This window comes from Streptomyces phyllanthi, assembly GCF_009377205.1.
Lineage (GTDB): Bacteria > Actinomycetota > Actinomycetes > Streptomycetales > Streptomycetaceae > Streptomyces > Streptomyces phyllanthi.
In genome coordinates this window covers 51,984-74,727 of record NZ_VJZE01000003.1, presented here as the reverse complement: position 1 = coordinate 74,727, position 22,744 = coordinate 51,984, and the positions used below count along the sequence as shown (strand labels likewise).

General features: G+C 69.1%; 15 protein-coding genes and 1 pseudogene. 6 read left to right on the top strand and 10 right to left on the bottom strand.

Translation table 11 applies throughout. The features are described from left to right. Positions 1-416: 416 nt before the first annotated feature. On the top strand, positions 417-2,471 hold the full coding sequence (locus tag FNH04_RS01225; protein WP_152779399.1) for an alpha-L-fucosidase: 2,055 nt from the start codon (positions 417-419) through the stop codon (positions 2,469-2,471). 142 nt (positions 2,472-2,613) lie between these two features. Here the strand turns inward: FNH04_RS01225 and FNH04_RS01220 are convergent, their stop codons facing one another. The 4 genes from FNH04_RS01220 to FNH04_RS01205 are packed head-to-tail and all read right to left on the bottom strand — an operon-like array spanning position 2,614 to position 6,576. Next, the gene (locus FNH04_RS01220) at positions 2,614-3,609 is read right to left on the bottom strand and encodes an aldo/keto reductase (RefSeq protein ID WP_322722300.1); all 996 of its coding nucleotides are present in this window, start codon (positions 3,607-3,609) and stop codon (positions 2,614-2,616) included. Continuing rightward, on the bottom strand, positions 3,606-4,379 hold the full coding sequence (locus FNH04_RS01215) for an SDR family NAD(P)-dependent oxidoreductase (RefSeq protein ID WP_152779397.1): 774 nt from the start codon (positions 4,377-4,379) through the stop codon (positions 3,606-3,608). Before FNH04_RS01215 ends, FNH04_RS01220 begins: the two co-directional genes overlap by 4 nt. Continuing rightward, on the bottom strand, positions 4,376-5,713 hold the full coding sequence (locus FNH04_RS01210; protein WP_152779395.1) for an L-fuconate dehydratase: 1,338 nt from the start codon (positions 5,711-5,713) through the stop codon (positions 4,376-4,378). Before FNH04_RS01210 ends, FNH04_RS01215 begins: the two co-directional genes overlap by 4 nt. An 11-nt stretch (positions 5,714-5,724) precedes the next feature. Continuing rightward, the gene (locus FNH04_RS01205) at positions 5,725-6,576 is read right to left on the bottom strand and encodes a fumarylacetoacetate hydrolase family protein (protein WP_322722297.1); all 852 of its coding nucleotides are present in this window, start codon (positions 6,574-6,576) and stop codon (positions 5,725-5,727) included. Positions 6,577-7,403: 827 nt separating this feature from the next. On the opposite strand from FNH04_RS01205, the gene FNH04_RS01200 reads away from it, so the two are divergent. The 4 genes from FNH04_RS01200 to FNH04_RS01185 all read left to right on the top strand — a co-directional run bounded on the left by FNH04_RS01200 (position 7,404) and on the right by FNH04_RS01185 (position 12,011). Then, positions 7,404-8,459, top strand: a complete 1,056-nt coding sequence (locus FNH04_RS01200; RefSeq protein ID WP_152779393.1) for a sugar ABC transporter substrate-binding protein — start codon at positions 7,404-7,406, stop codon at positions 8,457-8,459. Between the two features lie 123 nt (positions 8,460-8,582). Next, positions 8,583-10,166: a sugar ABC transporter ATP-binding protein gene (locus tag FNH04_RS01195; protein ID WP_152779390.1), complete on the top strand. Its 1,584-nt coding sequence runs from the start codon at positions 8,583-8,585 to the stop codon at positions 10,164-10,166. A 2-nt stretch (positions 10,167-10,168) separates the two neighbouring features. After that, entirely contained in the window at positions 10,169-11,215 is a 1,047-nt protein-coding gene (locus tag FNH04_RS01190; protein ID WP_152779388.1) for an ABC transporter permease, read from the top strand. A 94-nt stretch (positions 11,216-11,309) separates the two neighbouring features. After that, positions 11,310-12,011 (top strand): FadR/GntR family transcriptional regulator, encoded by a 702-nt coding sequence (locus FNH04_RS01185; RefSeq protein WP_322722294.1) that lies wholly within the window; start codon positions 11,310-11,312, stop codon positions 12,009-12,011. 128 nt (positions 12,012-12,139) lie between these two features. Here FNH04_RS01185 and FNH04_RS01180 read toward each other — a convergent pair. Next, positions 12,140-14,039: pseudogene (locus tag FNH04_RS01180) on the bottom strand (CASTOR/POLLUX-related putative ion channel). A 290-nt stretch (positions 14,040-14,329) separates the two neighbouring features. On the opposite strand from FNH04_RS01180, the gene FNH04_RS01175 reads away from it, so the two are divergent. Beyond that, positions 14,330-16,321: a flavin monoamine oxidase family protein gene (locus FNH04_RS01175; RefSeq protein WP_152779386.1), complete on the top strand. Its 1,992-nt coding sequence runs from the start codon at positions 14,330-14,332 to the stop codon at positions 16,319-16,321. Positions 16,322-17,000: 679 nt separating this feature from the next. On the opposite strand, the gene FNH04_RS48830 is transcribed toward FNH04_RS01175, so the two are convergent. The 5 genes from FNH04_RS48830 to asnB are packed head-to-tail and all read right to left on the bottom strand — an operon-like array spanning position 17,001 to position 22,541. Continuing rightward, positions 17,001-17,288, bottom strand: coding sequence for a PqqD family protein (locus FNH04_RS48830; protein WP_152779384.1), 288 nt, complete (start codon positions 17,286-17,288; stop codon positions 17,001-17,003). Continuing rightward, positions 17,285-18,073, bottom strand: coding sequence for a nucleotidyltransferase domain-containing protein (locus tag FNH04_RS01160; RefSeq protein ID WP_152779382.1), 789 nt, complete (start codon positions 18,071-18,073; stop codon positions 17,285-17,287). Before FNH04_RS01160 ends, FNH04_RS48830 begins: the two co-directional genes overlap by 4 nt. 31 nt (positions 18,074-18,104) lie before the next feature. Continuing rightward, entirely contained in the window at positions 18,105-19,361 is a 1,257-nt protein-coding gene (locus FNH04_RS01155; RefSeq protein ID WP_152779380.1) for an MFS transporter, read from the bottom strand. Then, on the bottom strand, positions 19,339-20,367 hold the full coding sequence (locus tag FNH04_RS01150) for a diiron oxygenase (protein ID WP_152779378.1): 1,029 nt from the start codon (positions 20,365-20,367) through the stop codon (positions 19,339-19,341). Before FNH04_RS01150 ends, FNH04_RS01155 begins: the two co-directional genes overlap by 23 nt. A 2-nt stretch (positions 20,368-20,369) precedes the next feature. Continuing rightward, positions 20,370-22,541, bottom strand: a complete 2,172-nt coding sequence (gene asnB / locus FNH04_RS01145) for an asparagine synthase (glutamine-hydrolyzing) (protein WP_152779376.1) — start codon at positions 22,539-22,541, stop codon at positions 20,370-20,372. Between the last annotated feature and the right edge of the window lie 203 nt (positions 22,542-22,744).

Below are 22,744 nucleotides of genomic sequence, written 5' to 3'. Positions count from 1 at the left end.
GACGAGCCGGACCGGGCCGGTGCCCCTGATCCTTCGGACCGACATCGGTCGCTCCGCGGGCACGACGGACGTGGACGAATCGAGGGCCGGTGAGGCCGCGCATCCCGGGACGGTCACACGCCGGGGCCGCCGCCCTCGGAAGCCACGAGTACTGCTCGACGAAATGGCGTCAGCCCCTGAATAGATCCGATGTATTTTCTTGACTATACCGGCGAGTGGCACTCGGGACCCGCCTCCGATGTTCCCTGGTACACGCCATCGTTGCAGACGACCTTGTCTCACCTCTAGACACGGCCACCGTCGTGATCCTATAAATCCATCCGATGTCTCCCCTTGGGACGCGAGTACGGCTACCAGGCCGCTCCTCTGCTCCTGACGCCTTGCCCTGCCTCTTCCCCGACATATGGAGCCGCACCATGTCCTCATCTCGCCTCAGCAGACGCTCACTGATGAAGGCCGCCGCCCTCGCCGGAGGCATGGCGGCCGTCGGCCTGCCGCAGGTCCTGTGGCCGGCCACCGCGGAGGCGTATACGGTCCCCTCGAAGATGGACTGGTGGTACCAGGCCCGGTTCGGCATGTTCATCCACTTCGGGTCCTACTCGTACCTCGGCCAGGGCGAGTGGGCGTTCGACAGCCAGCAGTGGAGCAAGGCGAACTACCAGAACCAGGTCACCAAGAACTTCAACCCGTCCCAGTTCAACGCCGCCACCATCGCCGAACTGGCCAAGAACGCCGGCATGAAGTACCTCGTGATCACCGCCAAGCACCACGAGGGCTACGCGATGTGGAACTCCGACGTGGCGAGCTTCACCGACACCACGGCCACCAAGCTGTACAACCTGAACGACTACAACGGCATCCAGACCGACCCGCTCAGGGACCTCAAGACCGAGTGCGAGAGCCGCGGGATCAAGTTCTGCCTGTACTACTCGATACTCGACTGGAACCACCCGTCCCAGACCGACCGCCACGAGAGCGGTCTCACCACGATGTCCTCGCAGGCCGCCCGCACCGCCTACATCGCCGACATGAAGGCGCAGCTCCAGGAACTGCTGGACCGCTACGACCCGGCACTGCTGTGGTTCGACGGCGACTGGTTCGCCGAGCCTTCCAGCCCCACACTGGAGGACTGGTGGCTGGAATCGGACGGCGTCGACCTCTACACCTGGCTGATCGCCCGCAAGCCCGGCCTCATCGTCAACGAACGGGTCAAGCGGGACCACGGTCTCGGCGACTACGCGGTCGCGGAGTTCGACATACCCGCCAAGCCGATGGGTCGGCCGTGGGAGCGGTGCGCCACCATGAACGGCGCCTGGGGTTACAACGCGTCGAGGGAGAACTCCTACAGATCCCTCAAGGACATCGTCCAGGAGCTCGTCACGGTGGTCTCCCGGGACGGCAACCTCCTGTTGAACATCGGCCCCAAGGGCGACGGCTCGGTCACAGCGGGAACCCAGACCGTCCTGAACGGCCTGGCCTCATGGATGTCGACGTACAGCGACAGCATTCACGGCACCAGCGGCAGCCCGTTCGCCACCGAACCCGCATGGGGGAAGGTCACCAGGAAGAACGGCAAGCTCTTCGCCCACGTCTTCACCTGGCCCACGAACGGCCAGCTCCGGATCCCGGTGATCGACAACACGATCAGCCGCGTCTATCTGCTGAACAATCCCTCGGTCTCGCTCCCGTACACCGTCACCGACCAGATCAACGTCACCGTGCCGGCCACCGCGCCGAACGCCAACGACTCCGTGGTGTGCGTCGAGGTCCAGGGCATGCCCGTGAGGGTTTCCGCGACGGTGTTCCAGGACGTCGACTACGAAGCCGGTCGCGCCGTCCTGCCGCTGGGCAGCTACACCTCCTCCCAGCTGTCCGCCGCCGGCCTGGCGCCCGCCACAGCCTCGTCCATCCTGGTACCCGACGGCTTCCAGGTGACGGGCTACTCCGGCGACAACTTCACCGGCACCGCCTGGACGTTCACCTCGAACACCCCCGACCTTCGGGTGACCGGCAACAATGACGTGATCAGATCACTGAAGGTGACGTTCAGGCCCGACAAGTACTTCCGCCTGACCAATGTCACGAACCACTTGGCGCTGGACAGCGGCGGCAATGTCGCCAGCGGCTCGAACCTGAAGCAGTGGGAGGCAGTGGACCACGCCAATCTCCAGTGGCAGGCAATCGAACTCGGAAACGGCTACTACAGGCTCGTCAACCGCACCAACGGCATGGTCGCCGACGGCTGGGGAGCTACCAGCAACGGCGCCCCGGCCCGGCAGAAGGCCTGGGACGGCAGTAACACGCAACAGTGGCAGATCACCCACCGCGGCCAAGGGCAGTACTCGATCGCCAACCGCAGCACGGGACTGGTCCTCGACGGTGGCGGAATGGTCGCCTCAGGGTCCGTGGCCAAGCAGTGGACGTGGCAGCAGAGCACCAACCTGCTGTGGACGTTCAGCCCAGCCGCCTGACCGGCGCCACCCCGGTGGCATACCCGCGGTCTTCGCCGGCGGGCGCCTACTAGCAGGTAGGCGCCCGCAGCGCGCGGGCGCCGAAACCCATGGAGACCGCTGCCGTTCCCCCTGCTTCCAGCGTGCCGAGAACCCGCTCGCCTTACCGGACCTGGCCGACGGCCGGGGTGCCTGGGGCCAGCAGCCCTTCGGCGCGCAGCTCGTCCCACAGGGCGTCCGGGATCGGGCACCGCAGCTGCTCCACGGTGTCGCGCACCTCCTCGGGGGAACGGGCGCCGGTCAGGACGCTCGCGACCGCGGGATGGCCGAACGGGAAGCGCAGGGCGGCGGCGCGCAGCGGCACGCCGTGGTGTTCGGTGACCGCCAGCAGGCGCAGGGCGCGGTCGAGTACGGGCCGCGGTGCCGGGGCGTAGTCGTATGTGGCGCCGGGCCTCGGGGCGATGAGCAAACCCGAGTTGAAGACGCCGCCGATGACGACGCTTCGGCCACGGGCGGCAGCCTCTGGCAGCACTTCGGCGAGCCCTTCCTGTTCCAGGAGCGTGTAGCGGCCGGCCAGCAGCACCACGTCGATGTCGGTCTCGCGCAGGAAGCGGGCGGGCAGCGCGGACTGGTTCATGCCGACGCCGATCGCTCCGACCACGCCTTCGGCGCGCAGCCGCTCCAGCGCCGGATACGCCTCGCGCAGAGCCTGCTCGGCGTGGTCGTCCGGATCGTGCAGCAGGACGATGTCGACCCGGTCGAGGCCGAGGCGGTTCAGGCTCGCCTCCAGCGAGCGCAACACTCCGTCGGCGCTGAAGTCCCACACCCGGCGGTGCGTGGCGGGGACGGCGAAGCCGTGGGCGAGGTCGTCCCCCAAGTCGCCGTCCGGGGCGGGCACGAGGAGCCGGCCCACCTTGGTGGAGAGGGTGTAGCTGTCGCGGGGGCGGCCACGCAGGGCCGCCCCGAGCCGTCGTTCCGCCAGGCCCAGTCCGTAGTGGGGCGCGGTGTCGAAGGTGCGGATGCCGGCGTCCCAGGCCGCCTCCACGGTGGCGAAGGCGGCCTCGTCGGTGACCGGGTGGTACAGGTTGCCCATCCCGGCGCAACCGAGGGCCAGTTGCGTGACACCGACCGCGCCGCCGCCCAGTGGCGTGGTCCTCACGGCTGGGCCACCGGGCGCAGTCGCAGCCCCTGCATGCCGCCGTCCACCGCCAGTGCGGTGCCGGTGACGCAGGCCGCCGCGGGACCGGAGAGATGGACGATGGCGGCGGCCACCTCCTCCGTGGTCACCAGACGGCCCATGGGCTGGCGGGCGTTGAGGGCGGCGCGTTCGGCCTCGGGGTCGTCGGCGGCATCCAGCAGACGGGTCACCCAGGGGGTGTCGGCGGTGCCGGGGTTGACGCAGTTGACGCGGATGCCCTCGCGGACGTGGTCGGCGGCCATGGCCAGGGTGAGGGACAGTACGGCGCCCTTGCTCGCGGAGTACAGGGCACGCTGCGGGAGTCCGGCGGTGGCCGCGATGGAGCAGGTGTTGACGACGGCGGCAGTGCCCGGACGGGCAGTGGCAGCGCGGCGCAGATGGGGCAGGGCGGCGCGGGTGGTGCGGACCATGCCGAGGACATTGACGTCCAGGACGCGGTGCCACTGCTCGTCGGAGTTGTCCTCGACCGTTCCCGCAGCGCCGATGCCCGCGTTGTTGACGAGGATGTCGATGCCGCCGAGCCGCGCGGCCACGGTGTCCACGGCGGTGCGTACGGAGGTGTCGTCGCTGATGTCGGCCTTGAGGCCGAGCAGCGGCTCCGGCACCCCGTCCGGGTCGAGGTCGAGCACGGCGACTGCCGCGCCCTGCGCGGCCAGCGCGCGGGCTGTGGCCAGTCCGATCCCGGACGCACCGCCCGTGACGACGGCCCTGAGGCCTGACAGATCCCTCATGCCGCGTCCTCCTGTCCGGCGCGGTCGGCGATCCAGAACGCGCCGTCCGGGTAGCGGTACTCGGCGAGGGACTCCTCGCGCATGGTGGCGGAGAAGCCGGGCGCGAGCGGCGCGGTGTAGTGGCCGTCGCGGATCACCACGGGCTCGGTGAAGTGCTGGTGCAGATGGTCGACGTACTCGATGACCCGGTTCTCGGTGGTGCCGGACAGCGCCAGGTAGTCGAACATCGACAGGTGCTGCACCAGCTCGCACAGCCCCACTCCCCCGGCGTGCGGGCACACCGGTACCCCGAACTTCGCGGCGAGCAGCAGGGTCGCCAGGTTCTCGTTGACCCCGCCGACCCTGGCCGCGTCGATCTGGAGCACGTCGAGGGCGCCGGCCTGGAGGAGCTGCTTGAAGACGATGCGGTTCTGTACGTGCTCACCGGTGGCCACCTTCACGGGGGCGACCACCCGACGTACGGAGGCGTGTCCGAGGATGTCGTCGGGGCTGGTGGGCTCCTCGATCCAGTACGGGTCGAACTCGGCGAGCGCGTTGGTCCAGTCGATCGCCTCGTCCACGTTCCACCGCTGGTTGGCGTCGATGGCGATGCGGATGCCGTCGCCGACGGCCTCACGGGCGGCGCGCAGCCGTCGGATGTCGTCGGCCAGGTCGGCGCCGACCTTGAGCTTGATCTGGGTGAAGCCGTCGGCGACGGCCTGCTTGGCCAGCCGGGTGAGCTTGTCGTCGGAGTAGCCGAGCCAGCCAGGGGAGGTGGTGTAGCCGGGGTAGCCGCGCTCCAGCAGCATCGCCTCGCGTTCCGCGAGCCCCGCCCGGCCCGCACCCAGCATCCGGAGGGCATCGTCGGGGCTCAGGGCGTCGCCGATGTACCGGAAGTCGACCTGGGAGACCAGCCACTCCGGGGAGGCGTGGGCGAGCAGCTGCCACAGCGGCTTGCCCTCCCGCTTGGCGGCCAGGTCCCACACGGCGTTGACCACGGCGCCGATCGCCATGTGCATCACGCCCTTCTCGGGGCCGAGCCAGCGCAGCTGGCTGTCCCCGATCAGGTCGCGGCTGAGCGAGCCCGGGTCGGCGCACAGCTCCTGAACGCAGCGGCCCACGACATGGGACCGCAGGGCGTTGATCGCGGCGACCTGGACGTCGTTGCCGCGGCCGATGGTGAAGGTGAAGCCCTGGCCTTCCAGGCCGTCACCGGCGTCGGTGCGCAACACCACGTAGGCGGCGGAGTAGTCGGGGTCCGGGTTCATCGCGTCCGAACCGTCCAGCTCCCGCGAGGTCGGGAAGCGGACGTCGAACGTGTCGACCGCGGTGATCCGGGCGGAGGTTGCAGTCAAGGTGGTGCCTTTCACGCTTGGCCGAAGGTCTGGCGCTGGCTGCCCAGGCCGTCGACGGCGAGCTCGACGGTGTCGCCGGGGCGCAGATAGGGAGTGCCTGGCAGGCCGAGGGCGACGCCCGCGGGCGTCCCGGTGTTGATCACGTCGCCCGGCTCCAGGACCATGTACCGGCTCAGGTAGGACACGATGTGGTCGACCGGGAAGATCATGTCGCCGGTGTGACCGTCCTGCCGCTTCACGCCGTTGACGCTCAGGCGCAGCCCGAGGTTCTGCGGATCGCCCACCTCGTCGGTGGTGACCAGCCACGGTCCGAGCGGGTTGAAGGTCTCACAGGACTTGCCGAGGTCCCACTGGGATGAGTACTCCAGCTGGAACTCGCGCTCCGAGACGTCGTGGCTGACCGCGTACCCCGCGATCACGTCCCGCGCGGCGTCCGGTCCGTCGAGGTAGCGCGCCCGGCGGCCGATCACGACCGCGAGTTCGACCTCCCAGTCGGTCTTCACCGAGCCGCGGGGGATCCGCACGTCGTCGTACGGGCCCACGACCGTGCCGGGGTCCTTCATGAACACCACCGGACGCGCGGGAATCGGCGCACCGGTCTCATCGGCGTGGTCACGGTAGTTCAGACCGATGCAGACGATCTTGCCGGGGCGGGCGACCGGTGCGCCGATCCGGAGGCCGTCCGCCTCCAACCGGGGCAGCTGCCCCGCCGCGACCGCCGCACGGGCCTGGTCGACACCGTCGGCGGCGAGGAAGGCGCCGTCGATGTCGGAGGTCACGGAGGACAGATCCAGCAGCCGGCCGTCGTCGGTACGGACCGCGGGCCGCTCCTCGCCGGGGGCGCCTACTCGTAACAGTCTCACTGGGCGGCTCCCTTGCCATGGGGGTCGTCGGGGTGCGGCCGTACGGGCTGTGCCGCCGTGCCCTGGGCCGGCCGGACTGTGTGAAGGGCTTCGGCCACCTCCACAGTCATCGGATGTATGGCGACACGGTGACTGTAAGGCGCAAGAGGACCGACTGACAACAAGACCTCGGATGTATTCGACCGCCACCGATAGTGTGCGCCAGGCCGCCTGATTGATATGTGTATCTATGCCCGTCTGGGAAGGCTGGATACGAGCCCTTCCTCCGATGAATCCTCGCAGCCCTTACGCGGCCGTCTTCCCTGCTGAGAGAGGGGTGTGTCCGGCGGATCTCCCGCAACAGGAGGCTGGGGGTACCCCCTCCGAGGCGTCCCGCCGATGCCATCACCCAGCCCCCGGTCGGCGCCGTTGCCGAATCGTGAACTTTGTCGCCCCACCCAGCCACTTCACAGGGATCACGAAAAGCCCAGGTGGGGAGCGATGCGCGGTAGGCAGTTCAGGGTGCTCGGGCGGGCCCGTGGAGCTCCGTGCCCGATGCTGCGCAAATCGACGGGGACCGACTCTTGCCAATGCGGGCAACGCCGTCGTAACGTCCTCCCGCATCCCGAGATACATCGGAGGAATGGTCGGCGCGATCCGATGATCCTCCACGTCTCGGTCACCGGCTGACCCTCACTCCCACCCCGTCGGGCGCGGTCCCGCGCATACCCTCTGCCGCCCCCGCATGCCCGGTCGGCGGCCTCGCCCTTCCCCCGCAGGCGAGTACGCAGCCTGTCCCCCTGTTCCGCCTTGCGGCTCCCCGCCCTGGTACCAGAGAGAACACGGCCATGAAACTCGTTCGCACCCGCTCCACCGCCGCAGCCGCCACCGCCGTCCTCGCGGCACTGGCCCTGGCCACCGCATGCAACCGCGGGGGCACGGACTCGGTCGCCTCATCAGGCGGTGACGAGCCCACCATCGGCATCGACGTGCCGCGCTCCGACTCCGACTTCTGGAACTCCTACTCGCAGTACCTGGAGAAGGACGTCAAGTCCGCGGACGTCGACGCCCTGCCGATCAGCAACTCGCAGAACGACGTGACCCGGCTCGTCGGCAACGTCAAGATCTTCAAGAGCACGGGCGCCCAGGCCATCGTCATGGCGCCCCAGGACTCCGGCGCCATCGCCTCCACCCTCGACGACCTGGCTGCCGCGAAGGTCCCTGTGGTCAGCGTCGACACCAGACCCGACAAGGGCGACGTCTACATGGTGGTCCGCGCCGACAACCGGGCGTACGGCACCAAGGCCTGCGAGTTCCTCGGCGAGCAGCTCGGCGGCAAGGGCAAGGTCGCCGAGTTCCAGGGTGCCCTGGACTCCATCAACGGACGCGACCGCTCCGAGGCCTTCGCGGAGTGCATGAAGGAGAAGTTCCCGAAGATCAAGGTCTTCGAGCTGCCCACCGACTGGAAGGGCGACGTCGCCTCCGCGAAGCTCCAGTCGCTGCTCGCCCAGCACCCGGACCTGAACGGCATCTACATGCAGGCAGGCGGTGTCTTCCTCCAGCCCACCCTGGCGCTTCTCGAGCAGAAGGGCCTGCTCGAGCCGCCGGGCAAGAAGGGCCACATCACCATCGTCTCGAACGACGGCATCCCGCAGGAGTTCGACGCCATCCGCGACGGGCACATCGACGCGACCATCTCCCAGCCCGCCGACCTCTACGCCAAGTACGCGGTGTACTACGCGAAGGCCGCAGCTGAGGGCAAGACCTTCAAGCCGGGTCCGACCGACCACGACTCCACCATCATCAAGATCCCGGGCGGCCTGGAGGACCAGCTGCCCGCCCCGCTGGTGACCAAGGAAAACGTGGACGACAAGTCCCTGTGGGGCAACAACGTCCCCCAGTGACGGCAGCCACCGTGCGACCGCGCCGAGGGACGGACGCCCCCGTCCCTCGGCGCTCCCCGCACAGCGGGTCCACCCCCGCGTTCCCCGGCCATCAGCATCCGTAGACGAAGGACGGTATCCACCATGGCGGACACCGCGACCGCCCCGGCGACAGGCCCCGGGCATCCGGCCCCGGTGGCCGAAGCGACCGGCATCAGCAAACGATTCGGCGCGACCGTCGCCCTGCGCGACGCACGTATCAGCATCGCCGCGGGCGAGTCACACGCCCTGGTGGGGCGCAACGGCGCCGGAAAGTCGACCCTGGTGTCCATCCTCACCGGCCTCCAGCAGCCCGACACCGGCTCCCTGCGCTTCTCGGGCGCGCCGGCGCCCGCCTTCGGCGACATCGACGCCTGGCGTTCCCGCGTCGCCTGCGTCTACCAGCGCTCCACGATCATCGGAGAGCTGACCGTCGCCGAGAACCTCTTCCTGAACCGGCAGAGCGCCGCCGCGGTACAGCCCATTCGCTGGAAGCAACTGCGGCTGCGGGCCGAGGAGTTGCTAAGCGAGTACGGCGTGGCCGTCGACCCCGCCGCGCGGGCGAGGGACCTGACCGTCGAGCAGCGGCAGTTCGTCGAGATCGCCCGTGCGCTGTCCTTCGGCGCCCGCTTCATCATCCTCGACGAGCCGACCGCGAAGCTCGACGCCCGCGGCATCGGCCGCCTCTTCGACAAGCTCGGCGACCTCCAACGCCAGGGGGTCGCCTTCCTCTTCATCTCCCACCACCTGCAAGAGGTGTACGACCTCTGCACCACGGTCACGGTCTACCGCGACGCGGCCCACATCCTCACCGCGCCGGTGGCCGAACTCGGCCACCACCAGCTGGTGGAGGCCATGACGGGCGAGTCCGCCTCTTCGGGCACCGTCCTCGTCAGCAGGCCCCCGGCGGCGCGGACCGGCGCCGAGGAGCTGCTCGCGATCGACGGCCTGACCCTGTCCGGTGCCTGCCGGGAGCTGTCCCTGTCGGTCCGCTCCGGTGAGGTGGTCGGGCTCGCCGGAGCGACGGCCAGCGGCAATGTGCGGGTGGGCGAGGCGGTCGCCGGTCTGCACCGTGCCGAGGGCGGCAGGATCTCGGTCGGCGGCAGGGTGGTGCGCACGGGCAGCGTGCCGTCCGCCCTCGCCGCCGGGGTCGGTCTGGTCCCGGAGGAGCGCCACCTCCAGGGGCTGGTCAACAACCGCAGCGTGGCGGAGAACGCGACCCTGACCGTCACCGACCAGCTCGGCCCGTTCGGCACGGTGCTGCCCGCCCGCACCCGGACCTTCGCCCGGCGCATGATCCGGGATCTCGACATCAAGACCCCGAGCGCCACCACGCCGGTCTCCGCCCTCTCCGGCGGCAACCAGCAGAAGGTCGTCGTCGCCCGCGCCATGGCCACGGACCCGCACGTGCTGGTGGCCATCAGGCCCACCAACGGCGTGGACGTCAAGTCCAAGGAGTTTCTGCTCGGCAGGATCCGCCAGGTCGCCGACGACGGCAAGGCCGCGCTGATCGTCTCCGACGAACTCGACGATCTCAGGGTGTGCGACCGGGTCGTCGTCATGTTCCACGGCCGGGTGGTCGCCGAGTTCGACCACGGCTGGAAGGACGAGCACGTCGTCGCCGCCATGGAGGGCGTCGGCACCACCGCCGCATACACCGCATCCGGCACCGACAAGCACGGAAGGTAGTCATGTCCGCCACCACAGATCTCACCGAGCCCGCAGCGAGCGCGGCGGAGCCGGCCGCCGCCGCGGACGTGGCCCGCCGCCGGGTCGACCTCGGCCGCTTCCGTGAACTGTCCCTGATCCCGGCCGTCCTCGTCCTGATGCTGATCGGGTTCATCGTCTCGCCGGCCTTCCTCACCGCCGACAACCTCATCGGCGTACTGCAGCAGTCCACCGAACTGAGCCTGCTCGTACTGGCCACCGCACTGATCCTGATCTGCGGCCGGATGGACCTGTCCCTGGAGTCCACCATCGGCGTGGCGCCCGTCATCGCCGTCTGGCTCGTACTGCCCTCCAGCGGCGGGCGGTTCACGGGTCTCGGGCTGTTTCCCGACTGGATGGCGGTGCCGCTGTGCCTCCTGGTCGGCGCGGCGATCGGCGCCTTCAACGGCTTCCTCATCCTCAAGCTGCGCCTCAACGGGTTCATCGTCACCCTCGGCGCCCTGACCATGCTGCGCGGACTCCAGATCGCCCTGTCCGAGGGCCAGTCCATCGTCGAGCTGCCGTCCTCCTTCACCTACCTGGGCAAGGCGTCCTGGCTGGGTGTCCCCGCCGCCATCTGGATCTGCGTGGTGCTGTTCGCGGCGGGCGGCAGCGCGCTGGCATGGCTCCGGCACGGCCGGGCGCTGTACGCGATCGGCGGCAACGCGGAGGCCGCCCGCACCGCCGGCATCCGCGTCGACCGGATCGTCTGGGCCGTCCTCGTCCTCGGCGGCCTGCTCGCCGCGTTCGCCGGCATCCTCTACAGCGGCCACTACGGCTCCATCTCCGCCACCCAGGGCAGCGGCTGGATCTTCCAGGTCTTCGCCGCGACCGTCATCGGCGGGGTCAGCCTCAACGGCGGCAAGGGCTCCGTCTTCGGCGCCCTCACGGGCGTACTCACCCTCCAACTGGTCGTGAACGTCATGACCCTTGCGGGCGTCCCGCCCCTGTGGAACCAGTTCCTCAACGGAGCCATCATCATCGTCGCCCTGATCGTCTCCCGCTTCGCCTCGGGCGAGAAGCAGGAGTAGACGCCGGCTCATGTGGGGCTCCGCCCGGGCGCCCGGAGGTGGACCGGGCGGAGCGCCACCGCCCCCCACGCACCCCGCTCAGAGAGGCACGCTCGTGGCAGTGACGGACGAGGCAATGGAGAAGATCAAGGCGATGATCGTGGCCGGGGAACTCGCGCCCGGCTCCCGCCTGCCCAAGGAGGACGTCCTCGCCGCACAGCTCGGCCTGTCCCGCAACTCGCTGCGCGAAGCCGTCCGGGCGCTGACCGCCATGCGGATCCTGGTCACCCGGCAGGGCGACGGCACCTACGTATCCAGCCTGGAACCCCACCTCCTCCTCGAAACACTGTCCTTCGCCGCCGACGTCTCCCAGGGGCGGACCGCCCTGCAACTGCTCCAGGTACGCAGACTGCTCGAATCCCAGGCGACCGGAATGGCCGCGGCCGTGCTGCGGCCGCACGACCTCCAGGAACTCCGCGACACCCTCGACCGGTGCCGCTCCGCCGCCACCGCCGAGGAGTTCGTCGCCCACGACATCGCCTTCCACCTGCGCATCGTCGAAGCGGTCGGCAATCCGGTGCTCTCCAAGCTTCTGCAGGTGCTCTCCACCCGCACCCAGCGGGTGCGCATCGTCCGCGGCAGCCGGACCCATCGCGCCCTGGACAGTGCCCACCAGGACCACGAGGAGATCCTCCGCGCCCTCCAGGCCCGCGACGCGCTGCTGGCAGCCTCCACCGCGGCTGTTCACATCACCGCCGTCGAGCAGTGGCTGGAGACCAGCCTCATCGACGCCCCCCTCCAAGCGCTCGACGCCTGACCGTGCCATGCGGCACCCCGCGAGACGTCCACCTGACTGACCGGCTACTGGGCGTCGCCGCCGGCGGTGGACGTCGGCCTGCGCACCAACCGCCGGGCAGCGCCCCCGCGGCCCGGCGAAGCCCTCCGTCAGTCCTTGCCGACGACGACCACCTCGTCCTCGACCGTCCAGCGGCGCCGCTCGGCTTTGGGCGGGTTGATCCGTACGCCGTAGCCGGGACTCGTCGACGAGTCGTCGTGGCTTCGGTAACCGATGGCGCACTCGCCGCGATGACGTGCCGCGGCCACGACTGTGGCGAAGGACGTCTCACACCCTGGCAGCACATAGTCGGTGGCCGGCCGCAGGCGAACCCCGGTGCCGTCAGCGGAGAACAGCTCCTCGAACACCGCTGCCAGGTGCCGGTTCTGGGAGATCTGTGCCATGAGCAGGCCGATGAGCTTCCCACTGATGATCACGTCGGCTCCGGGGCCGATGGGGGCCAGCGCCCGGTTTCGGTCATCGATCAGTTCGGTGACGACCGGCAGTTCACGTCCGGCGGCTTCCTCCAGTTGGCGCAGAAGCAGGAGGGTGACGAGCGTACGGTTGTCGGGATCGTCCGACGGCTGTTCGGCAGCGGGGTCCTGACCGAGCACGATCACGCTGTCATAGGAGTGGACGTCCAGACGTCGCAGGGTCTCGGGACGGGTGACGTCCCCGTGGTGCAGTGTCAAGGTCAGGTCGGTGCCGCCGTGTGCGTCGGCCTCGCTCACCTGCCGGACTGTCACTTCACCACCGTCCGCCACCACGTCGACGGCTGATCCGGGCCGGGCGCGGCGGCGCAACTGGTCGACTATGAGCGGCGCTCGGCGGTTCCAGCCCAGCAGGAGAACCCGCTCCGGTCGCGCGGGCGTCGAGGGGCCGGACGCCATCGCCGCCTTCTCGACCAACTCCGCGCAGTCGGCCGGCCAGGCCGTGTCGTCGTCGCGGGAGATGACGATGAGCAGGTCGTCCGGGGCGATGGGCGTCTGCGGTGGCGGGTTGAGCAGGGGGGTGCCGCCTCGCACCATCCCGACGACGCTTGACGTCGGGTAGGACAGCAGCGCGTCGCCGAACGGCCGGCCGGCCAGGGCCGGCTCGGTGACCAGGTAGAACTCGTCACCGGCGAAGTCGAGGAGTTCCTGGTGGACGAGGGAGAGCCCGGGGCGGCGGGCGGCCTGGACGATCAGCCGGGCGGTGACGGTGTCGCTCTCCAGGACGACGCCCCCCCGGTCCGGCGGCGAGACAGGCGGCCAGGCGGTAGCGGTCGTCCCGGACGGCGGCGACGACGGGCGGACGGCTTGCCTCCCCGGCCAGGGCTGCCCTGAGCGCCAGCAGCGTCTTGACCACGTCGGCGTCGGCGTCGGGCTCGTCGTGGGGCAGGACCAGCACGACACCGGCCGTGGCCGGGCTGGTCAGGGTGAGCACGGCCGGGTCGGTGGTGGGGCCGCTGCGGCAGATCAGCCGCGTACGGCCGACGGGACCCACCTTCGTGCTCAGGGCCTCCTCCATGGCGGTCTTGTCCCGGTCGGCCAGCACGACCACCGCCGCCCGCCGCTGGTTGGCGCCCGCGGCCACCAGCTCGCTCACCACCGTGAAGACCTGCTCCGACCACCCCAGAACCACGGCGTGCCCTTGTTCGAGCACGGTGGAACGGCCCCGTCGCAACGCGGTGAGCCGCTCCGTGAGCGTTGTCGTGATCAGGCCGACGAGCGTCGAGACGTACAGCAGAGCGACCAGTGCGAGCAGCACCGACGTCGTCACTCGCAGCGGCGTACCCGTCGCACCGCCCAGCCGCAGTGTCTCCCCGGTGAGGCGCCACACCTCAGCCAGCCGGCCCGTCAGGGGCGCCGGCGCGTCGGGGTCGGTCCACACCAGGACCGCACTGGCCGGGACGACGATGGCCAGACACAACAGCGCCATCCAGCCGACAAGAGCGGAGGCACCGCGGGCCAGCGTGCTGTCGAACCAGTAACGGGCTCGGTCACCGAACGGAGTGCGCCGCTGCGCCACCCTTCCCCCTCCGTCGCCCCGCGCTCTCGTGAGGCCGGATCGGCGCCGCGTACGCGATGCGCCGCGCAGGCCCGCAGGAGAGCACGGATGTGGATACGCATGTGGCAGTGTCGGGGATCGATCGCGGCGGCCGACGAAGTTCGCTCGGCATTCATCCCTTCGGGTTCTCCGAGCCGTTCACGTCGGCGGACCTGCTGTGACGTCAGGGTTTGTCGCCGTCTTCGCTCCTTCGGGTCAACGCCGGAGCGAAGGGCGGACGCCTGGTCACGGCCGCCAGTACAAAGTCCGCCATGACTGAAGATCACGCGGTGCGCTCGGATGGCGGCTTCTCCCGGAGGAGCTTCGCGGCGGCGGCCGGCACGGCCACGGTGGCGACGGCCCTGACCGGCGGTGTCGCCGCGGCTCTGCCCGCACCGGCCGCCCCGAGCGAGAGCCCTGGCACCGACTTCGACCGGTGCCTTGCCGTCGCTCGCGCACTCCTCGTACTGGACTCCGACGACCGCCCCCTAGTCCCGCGTTACCAGCGTGTCCTCCAAGGGGGACTCCCTGCTCACCGACGGACACGCCCCAAAAACGTCCTGGTCATCGGCGCCGGTCCGGCCGGTCTTGTGGCTGCCTGGCTGCTGACGAGGGCAGGTCATCGGGTGACGGTGCTGGAGGCCAACGGCAACCGTGCGGGCGGACGCATCAAGACCTTCCGCAACGGCGGTCACGAACACGCCGGGCAGCCCTTCGCCGATCCCCGCCAGTACGCCGAAGCGGGCGCGATGCGCATCCCCGGCAGCCATCCCCTGGTGATGGAGCTGATCGACCAGTTCGGCCTGAAGAAGCGGCGTTTCCACTATGTGGACGTCGACGACGAGGGACGTCCCGCCAACCGCACCTGGATCCACGTCAACGGCATCCGCGTGCGGCGCGCCGACTACGCCCGCGCGCCCCGGCGCGTGAACCGGTCCTTCGGTGTCCCCCGGGCCCACTGGGACACCCCCGCCGCCGCCATCCTGCGCTCCGCGCTGGACCCGGTGCGCGACGAGTTCAGTTACGTCGACCGCGACGGCAAGCGGGTCGACAAGCCGCTCCCGGAGCGGCTCCGGGGCTGGGCCCGCGTGGTGCGGCGGTTCGGTGACTGGTCGATGTTCCGCTTCCTGACCGAGCACGCCGGCCTCGACGAGCGGACCATCGACCTGATCGGCACCCTGGAGAACCTCACCTCACGCCTCCCTCTGTCCTTCATCCACAGCTTCATCGGCTCCTCCCTCATCAGCCCCGGCACGCCCTTCTACGAGTTGGAGGGCGGCACGGCCGTACTGCCGGACGCCCTCCTGGAACGCGTGCGCAGGGACGTGCGGTTCGACCGCCGGGTGACGCGCATCGAGTACCACCACCCCGACCGCCCTTCGCCGGACACCGAGCACGTCCGGGGCAAGGGCCCGCACGTGTGGGTGGACACCGTGTCCGAGGGCCGCGACGGTCCCGTCGTGCGCGAGCAGTTCACCGCGGACGTCGCCGTGGTCACGGTGCCGTTCTCCGGACTGCGCCACGTACAGATCGACCCGCCCATGTCGTACGGCAAGCGCCGCGCGGTCTGCGAACTGCACTACGACAGCGCGACCAAGGTGCTGCTGGAGTTCAGCCGCCGCTGGTGGGAGTTCGACGAGGCCGACTGGAAGCGCGAGCTGAACGCCGTCGAGCCGGGCCTGTACGACGCCTACCGCACCGGCCGCGCCGCCGCGGACGGCAGTCTGCTGGGCGCCCACCCCTCCGTGCCCGACGGGCACATCACAGCGGGTCAGCGCACCCACTACGCCGCCAACCGCGCGATGACGCGCGACCAGCCGGAGGCGGTCGGCGTCGTGGGGGGAGGCTCGGTGTCGGACAACGCCAACCGGTTCATGTTCCACCCCTCCCATCCGGTTCCGGGCAGCGCGGGGGGTGTGGTCCTGGCCTCCTACAGCTGGGCGGACGACGCGCTGCGCTGGGACTCCCTGGACGACGAGGCACGGTACCCCCACGCCCTGTGCGGCCTCCAGCAGGTCTACGGCCGGCGCATCGAGGTCTTCTACACCGGCGCGGGCCGCACGCAGAGCTGGCTGCGCGACCCCTACGCCTACGGCGAGGCGTCCGTGCTCCTGCCCGGGCAGCACACGGAGTTGCTGCCGGCCATCCCCGTACGCGAAGGGCCGTTGCACTTCGCCGGGGACCACACGTCCGTCAAGCCGGCGTGGATCGAGGGAGCCGTGGAGTCCGCCGTGCGCGCCGCCTTGGAGATCCACACGGCATGAGCCGCGCGGCCTGCCGAGACACGAGATAGGCGCAGGCCCCGGCGCACCGGCGCCGGGGCCATCGGTCCTTGGGGTGCCACCTCCCTGCCGTCGTCCAACGGCGGTTGCCCCACCTCGCGTCCGAACGCCCCAGCCGTCAGCAGGAACTGCCACAGGACGACGAACTGCTGCCACAGGACGACGAACTGCCGCAGGAGGAAGAGCTGCTGCCGGAGCAGGAGGAAGAGGAGGAGGAGGAACCGCCGCAGGAGGAACCGGACGGCGAGCAGTCGCGGGCGTCACCCTCCACGTACCAGGACGAACAGCTTGCCGAAGTGCCGGCGCCTCCTGCCGCTGATGCCGCACCCGTACTGCCGCTCGTCGGCCATACTCCGTGGCCCTGCCCACTCCCCCGGCCGTACCCGGACGCCTGCCGGCCCAGATCGTCCCAGGCACGCCGCCAGGCCCGACGCACGAGCCAGGCACACAGCACAGCCACCCCCAGCATGACGGCGGCCACCACGACCAAAGCAGTCACGATCACTTCCCCCTTCCACCGGGCCAGACGCCCCGGGTGTCCGGACCATGCCCCCCGCCCCGGCTACTTCAATCTCCCCTTGAGCAAGCCAAGAGGTTCTCTCACCGGAGCCAGGTGCACGTGGCAGGCACGCGACACCGCCATGAGAACGATCCCGTGGCTTCACACACCCTGGATGGTCACGATGCCATGGGCAGCCAGCTCGTCTATGAACTCGGCGACGTCGGCGAGGGCCTGTGCCTCCTCGATGCCGTACTCGGCGGCGACGACGGCCGCGACGTCCGCCACGGTGCGACGCCCGTCCATGCAGCGGTAGATGAGTTCCGCCGAGTCGGACAGCTCCAGGGCCTGGTCCTTGAAGCCGATCACCAGGCCGCTTTCGACCCGGCGTACGCGAAATCCCAGGCTTCTGCGCGGCACGTCGGACGGGCCGACCGAGGCGGCGGTCACGAGGTCTCCACACGCATCGCGATTTCCTGGCAGATGGTCAGGACGTCGTTGATCCAGGGACGCGGGTCGTCCGGATCGTACCCGCGCATGGTCTCCAGAGCCCAGTAGTCCTCGAACGAGAGAAATTCCGAGGACACGGCCCGGAACCGGTTGGGCCGCCACTTGGGCAACTGGCTCCCGTACTCGCCCTGCCCTTCGAGAAGGGCGTCGACGGCGAATCCCAGCGCGGCACGGGCGGAGAGAGTGGCGCTCTCCAGATTGCCCGCGTCCATCTGCCCCAGCGCGTCCTCGACGCAGTCATCAGCGGCGCCGAGCGAGCGAGCCACGACGAAGGAGCGGAAGGCGGACTCCGAGAGCCGCCGGCGACTGGCGTCGATCCATTCCTGACCGAGCAGGACCAGACAGTTCTGCAGACGCGAGAGGGCCAGCTCCTCCCGGGGCGCCAGAACACGGGCGGACACGACCCCCCGGTTGTACTCGCCCCAGGAGACCTTTGCGAACATTTGCTCGAATTGTTCCTTGAGCCAGTAGGTCACCTCCCACTTCCTGTCTCCCGTGTAGAACATCTCGGTCCGCACACGAGGAGGATTCAGGGGCATGGCTATGGTCCCGTAGCCGGTGGACTCCCACTCGTCCGAGCTGACGATGTAGATGTCGAAGTCGCTCCGTTCGTTGTGCCAGCCGCGCGCGGCCGAACCCACGACGAAGGCTGCGAGGCAGCCCTCCGGAACGAGTCCTCGTTCCCGAAGCGGCTGGAGCCAGGTGGCGGTGTCGACGTGTTGCACTCAAGCGCCTTTCGATGGTTGCCGGTTGACGTCAGCCCGCCTTCGGCAGTTGCACGGTGTCGCCCAGCTCACGACGTCGGGCGACGGGGCTGAGCATGAGGATGGCGGGGGCCACGAGAGCCAGCGCGCATGCCGCCGAGAGTGACCACCTCAGACTGCCGAACTCGGCCAGCAGCCCGGCGAGTACGGCCCCCAGTGGCAAGGCACCCCAGGAGACGAACCGGACCGTCGCCATGACGCGTGCGAGCAGATCCGGCGGACTGTCGATCTGGCGGTGGGTACGCGTCAGAATGCTGCCGATCACCGTTCCGGCCGCGAAGCCGCCGTATCCGAGCCCGAAGAACCAGGCGTTGCCGGGCTGCGTGGTCAGTGGCATCGCGAGGGCGAGGACGGCTCCACCGACGCTCGCGCAGAGGAGGGCGCGCGCGGTGCCCACCTTCGCCGCCAGCTTCGTCGCGACCGCGGCACCCGCGAAGGAGCCCACGCCGTCCAGGGCGATGAGGACTCCGACCATGAGAGGCGACATCTCCGCCACTCGGACGAGATAGGTGGGCACGAGCGCCGCCAGGGCCCCGTTGACGAAATTCGTGGCGGTCGCCCACAGCATGCACGGGAACATGACGGGGTGTCCGACGACGAAGGTCCACCCCTCGCGGATCTGCTGGAGGGCGCGGGACCGCGGGGCACTGCCCGCGCGGTACTCGGGCAGGCCCCTGAGAGTCATGGCCGAGATCAGATAACTCGCCGCATCGATCACCATGGCCCCCGCCGGGCCGACGAGCTGGACCAGGGCGCCCCCCAGGGACGGCCCGCCCGTCTGGGTCACCGCGACCGTCCCCGACATGAAGCTGTTGCGCGAGTTCAGCTCCGCCTTGTCGACGATCTTCGGCAGGAACGTCGAACTGCCGATGTCGGACAGGACGTTCGCAAAACTGGTGATCAGCGTCGCCACCAGCAGCTGCCCGTAGGTCAGCGCGCTCAGGGCCCAGGCGAGCGGTATGGAGCCCACGGCCGCCATGCGCAGCAGGTCCATGGTGATCCGCAGGCCCCGAAGGGGGAACCTCTGGACGATGACTCCGGCGGGAAGCCCCAGGACCAGCCAGCCGACCTGGCCGGCCGCCGCCAGCAAGCTCACCTGAAGGGTGGACACATGAAGAGTCGAGACCGCGACCAGGGGAACGGCTATCAGTGTGACGGCGGATCCGACGCCGCTGGCCGTGTTCGCCGTCCAGAAGCGCCAGAAATATCTCGATGACGCCGTGTCATCACCGATCACCACAGTGCCCATTTTCTCTTTCTTCTCCTGCCGTATGGCCCATGAGGCCGGCTTCTTCGAAGCGCTCCCGGGTCTTCCCGTCGTCGAGGGCGCCGACCTCGGCGAAGTAGCGGACAAGGCCGGTCGAGGCGTCGGCCATCTGACGGGCCAGCTGTTCCTTCGGCCAGGATTCCGCGAGGACTTGCTCGATCTGCCCGCTCGTCAGGCCGAGCGTCCGCAGATCCTGGGCCACCCTGGCGTAGTCCGGTTCGAGGAACGCGTGGATCGCCGCCGGGACCTGCGGTCCCACGGCTCTGCGCTCCTGTGCGGTCAGGGCTGCCCACAGATGGTGGAGCAGTGATCGGAAATAGACGTGGTGCCGCCCTTCGTCTTCGGCATGGTCCCGCACCTGCTCGCGAACCGACCGAGGAAGCCGACCGTCCCGGGGAATGTCCGACAGAATTCCGGAGATCAGGGTTTCACTCACGATGGCGAAGACCATCGCTTCCACCCCTCTGATCTCGTGGGGAAGTTCCTCACGAAGGGCGCCAAGACGCCCGACGAACGCCGGCGGATCGTCGTCCGGAAAGGCCTGCGGAACACCGGAGGCAAGCTCGATCTCGTGCGCGAAGTCATACGAGACCTGGGCATGCCACGCCTCGTCCGTGACTATCTTGAACGCGTCCGCCTTCATCCGCTCCGGCAACTGCAGACCGGACCGCCCCCTGCTGATGGCTGTGGCGACCGGGATGACGGCTGAACTTTCGAGTTCCGATGTGAAGTCGAGATAGCCGTAGAGGCGACGCAGCAGCAGCCATTCCACCCGTCCGTCACCGCAGTCCGTGACCAGCGGGTGCATCGCCACGGGATACAGTTCCGGAGGAAAGTAGACGGTCCCGGAACTCTCGAAGGACCGCTGCGGCTTGCGGCGGACGCTCGCCAGTTCGTTCCAGCGCCCGAATCGACTGGTGTAGGAGTCCAGTCGGCCGCGCACTTCACCCTCTCCTTTGGCCAGCGGCTCGACTGCCGTTTGGTACATGGTCAGTCTCCCAGCGAGATGAAACCCAGATCGAGAAGGCTGTCCAGATCGCCTCTGACGTCCGTCATCTCTACATCCGCTGTGGCCAGAATGTCGCTCATCCTGGCCACACCGTCGATTTGCCGGAGAACTCGGAGCACATGGGCGTCCTCTTCCAGCACGAACTCGATCTCCCCGTCCTTGAGGAGATACCACGTGGAGTCGACCGGGTTGGTGAGCAGCAACACACCGTCCGTGAGTGACGGAACGCCACCGGTGTCCGGATCGCCCGTTCGGAAGTGATCGTCCGCTTCGGCAGCCGCGACGGAACTGCCGGAGTACTCAGCGCGGACGGGCCCGGCGGACAGTTCCTCGAGAACGGGCGGATTCCCGGTCAGCTCCGCGAGCAGCCCCATGTTCAGCACGCGCATGAGCATTTCCACAGCCGGGGAATCCGTTGTGCCCTCCCCCAGCACCTTCAGGTACGTCCAGACGGATTCCGCGTCGATGAAGTCGCCGGCTCCGGGGGCGGCGAGCGCCCGCTCCACCAGCTCGTACGAGTTGGCCTTCATGAGGTCTGCGAGCATGCGGTAGGCGTGACGGGTTCCCGATCCATAGAAGAAGGGGGCCTTGGGGCGCTCGGCGATCCGGGCGGGCAGCCGGGTGCCGACCGCGTCCCGGAGTATGCGCTTGTTCCACAGGAGCCGTGGACGCAACCGGTCCGGCACCACTGCGGTCAGCTCGACGAGACGGTGGTCGAGGAAGGGCACTCGTGCCTCGATGCCGCTGCCCGCCGCCGTACGGTCCTCGTGCCAGACGTTGTACTGCTGGACCTTCATGTACTCGGACGCGAAGTAGGAGCGGTACGCGTCACGCGGCCCGTGCGCACCGCGGCCGTCGAGTGCCTGCTCCGCGATGAAGGACGGGCCCTCCGCCCACCAGTGACGCAGAGCCGGATGCCGGTCCAGTCGCGTGTTGCGGTCGAGATAGGCGAGCCCCGCCGCGAAGGAGTCCCAGTCGTCTCCCCCCATCGCATGGGAGTAGCCTCCGTTGAACTCGTCGCCGGCGGCGCCGAGGAGCATTCCGCGCAGCTCGGGTCGTTCCTGGCGGGCGAAGCGGTGGAGTTCGTGCTTGTAGTAGATCTCGGGACCGCACATCGGGGTTTCCGTCAGCCACAGGAGCCGGACCCACTCCTCCGGTGCCGGGGCGTGGGACTGCGGGAAGATCACCTGGTGGTTGGGGACTCCCAGCTCGCGCGCGATCCACTCGGCGTGCTCGGCGTCGCCGTTGTCCCGGGTGCCGCCCGTGAGGGCGGTGAAGGTGTGCATGCCCTCGCGCCTGGTTCCGGCGAGTGCGAGCACGGCGGACGAGTCGATGCCTCCCGAGAGGAACAGTCCGAGCTCGCTGTCCGCATCGGCACAGTCCCGGACGGAGTCCTCGAGGATCTCGCCGTATCGCCGGATGAATTCATCCGCGCCGGTGGCCTGTTCGGTGTGCGAAGGAATCTCCCAGTAGCGATGCTCGGATGTGCGGCCGTCGCGGAGGTCGATGCGGAGGATCGTCGCCGCCGGGACCAGGTCGACGCCGTCGAACCAGGTGCTCACCGAGGACTGGTTGAAACTCGGCGCCGCGGCGAGGGCAGGGGTGGCCAGGGCGCCCTCCCAGTCGAATCGCCTGGGCGTATCCGGGTCGGCGAACAGGCCCTTGATCTCTGATGCCAGCACGATGCGCTCGTCGTTGCGGTGGTAATAGAGCGGCTTGATGCCGAATCGGTCCCGGGCGAGAACCAGCTGGTTGTTCACCCGGTCCCACAGGATGAGGGCGAACATACCCCGTACGTCACGCAGGAATTCCAGTCCGTACTGCCGGTAGAGATAGAGCAGGACTTCGCAGTCCGAGCCCGTCCTGAGCCGCACGCAGCCGGGCAGCGAGGCTGCGAGCTGCTTGTGGTTGTAAATCTCTCCATTGGCAATCAGAACGAGGTTGCCGTCATCACTGACCAGGGGCTGACTGCCGTCTTGGGGGTTGACGAGCGAAAGCCTGGTGAAGGCCAGTCCGACCGGGCCGTCATGGAGTATTTCCCGCTCGTCCGGCCCTCGGTGATCAAGTATGCGGACCAGTTCGTTCAGTACGGTGTCGGCCTCCGGCCCGAGATCACGTCCGTCCAGACGGGCCACTCCCGCGATTCCACACATGGCAATTCTCCCGGATGTCAGGCCTCACGTCATGGACGCCTGGGCGAGAATGGGCGCCCTCGGACAGAGGGCGCCCATCAACTGATGTGATCAGGCGTTGCCCTTCAGAATGGCGCTCTGAGAGACCGGCTTCGCCGACGGCTTGGTGTACTTCTGCATGGTGATCCACCTCCCCCGCGCAACTCGTTGAATTCCGAGGTGTT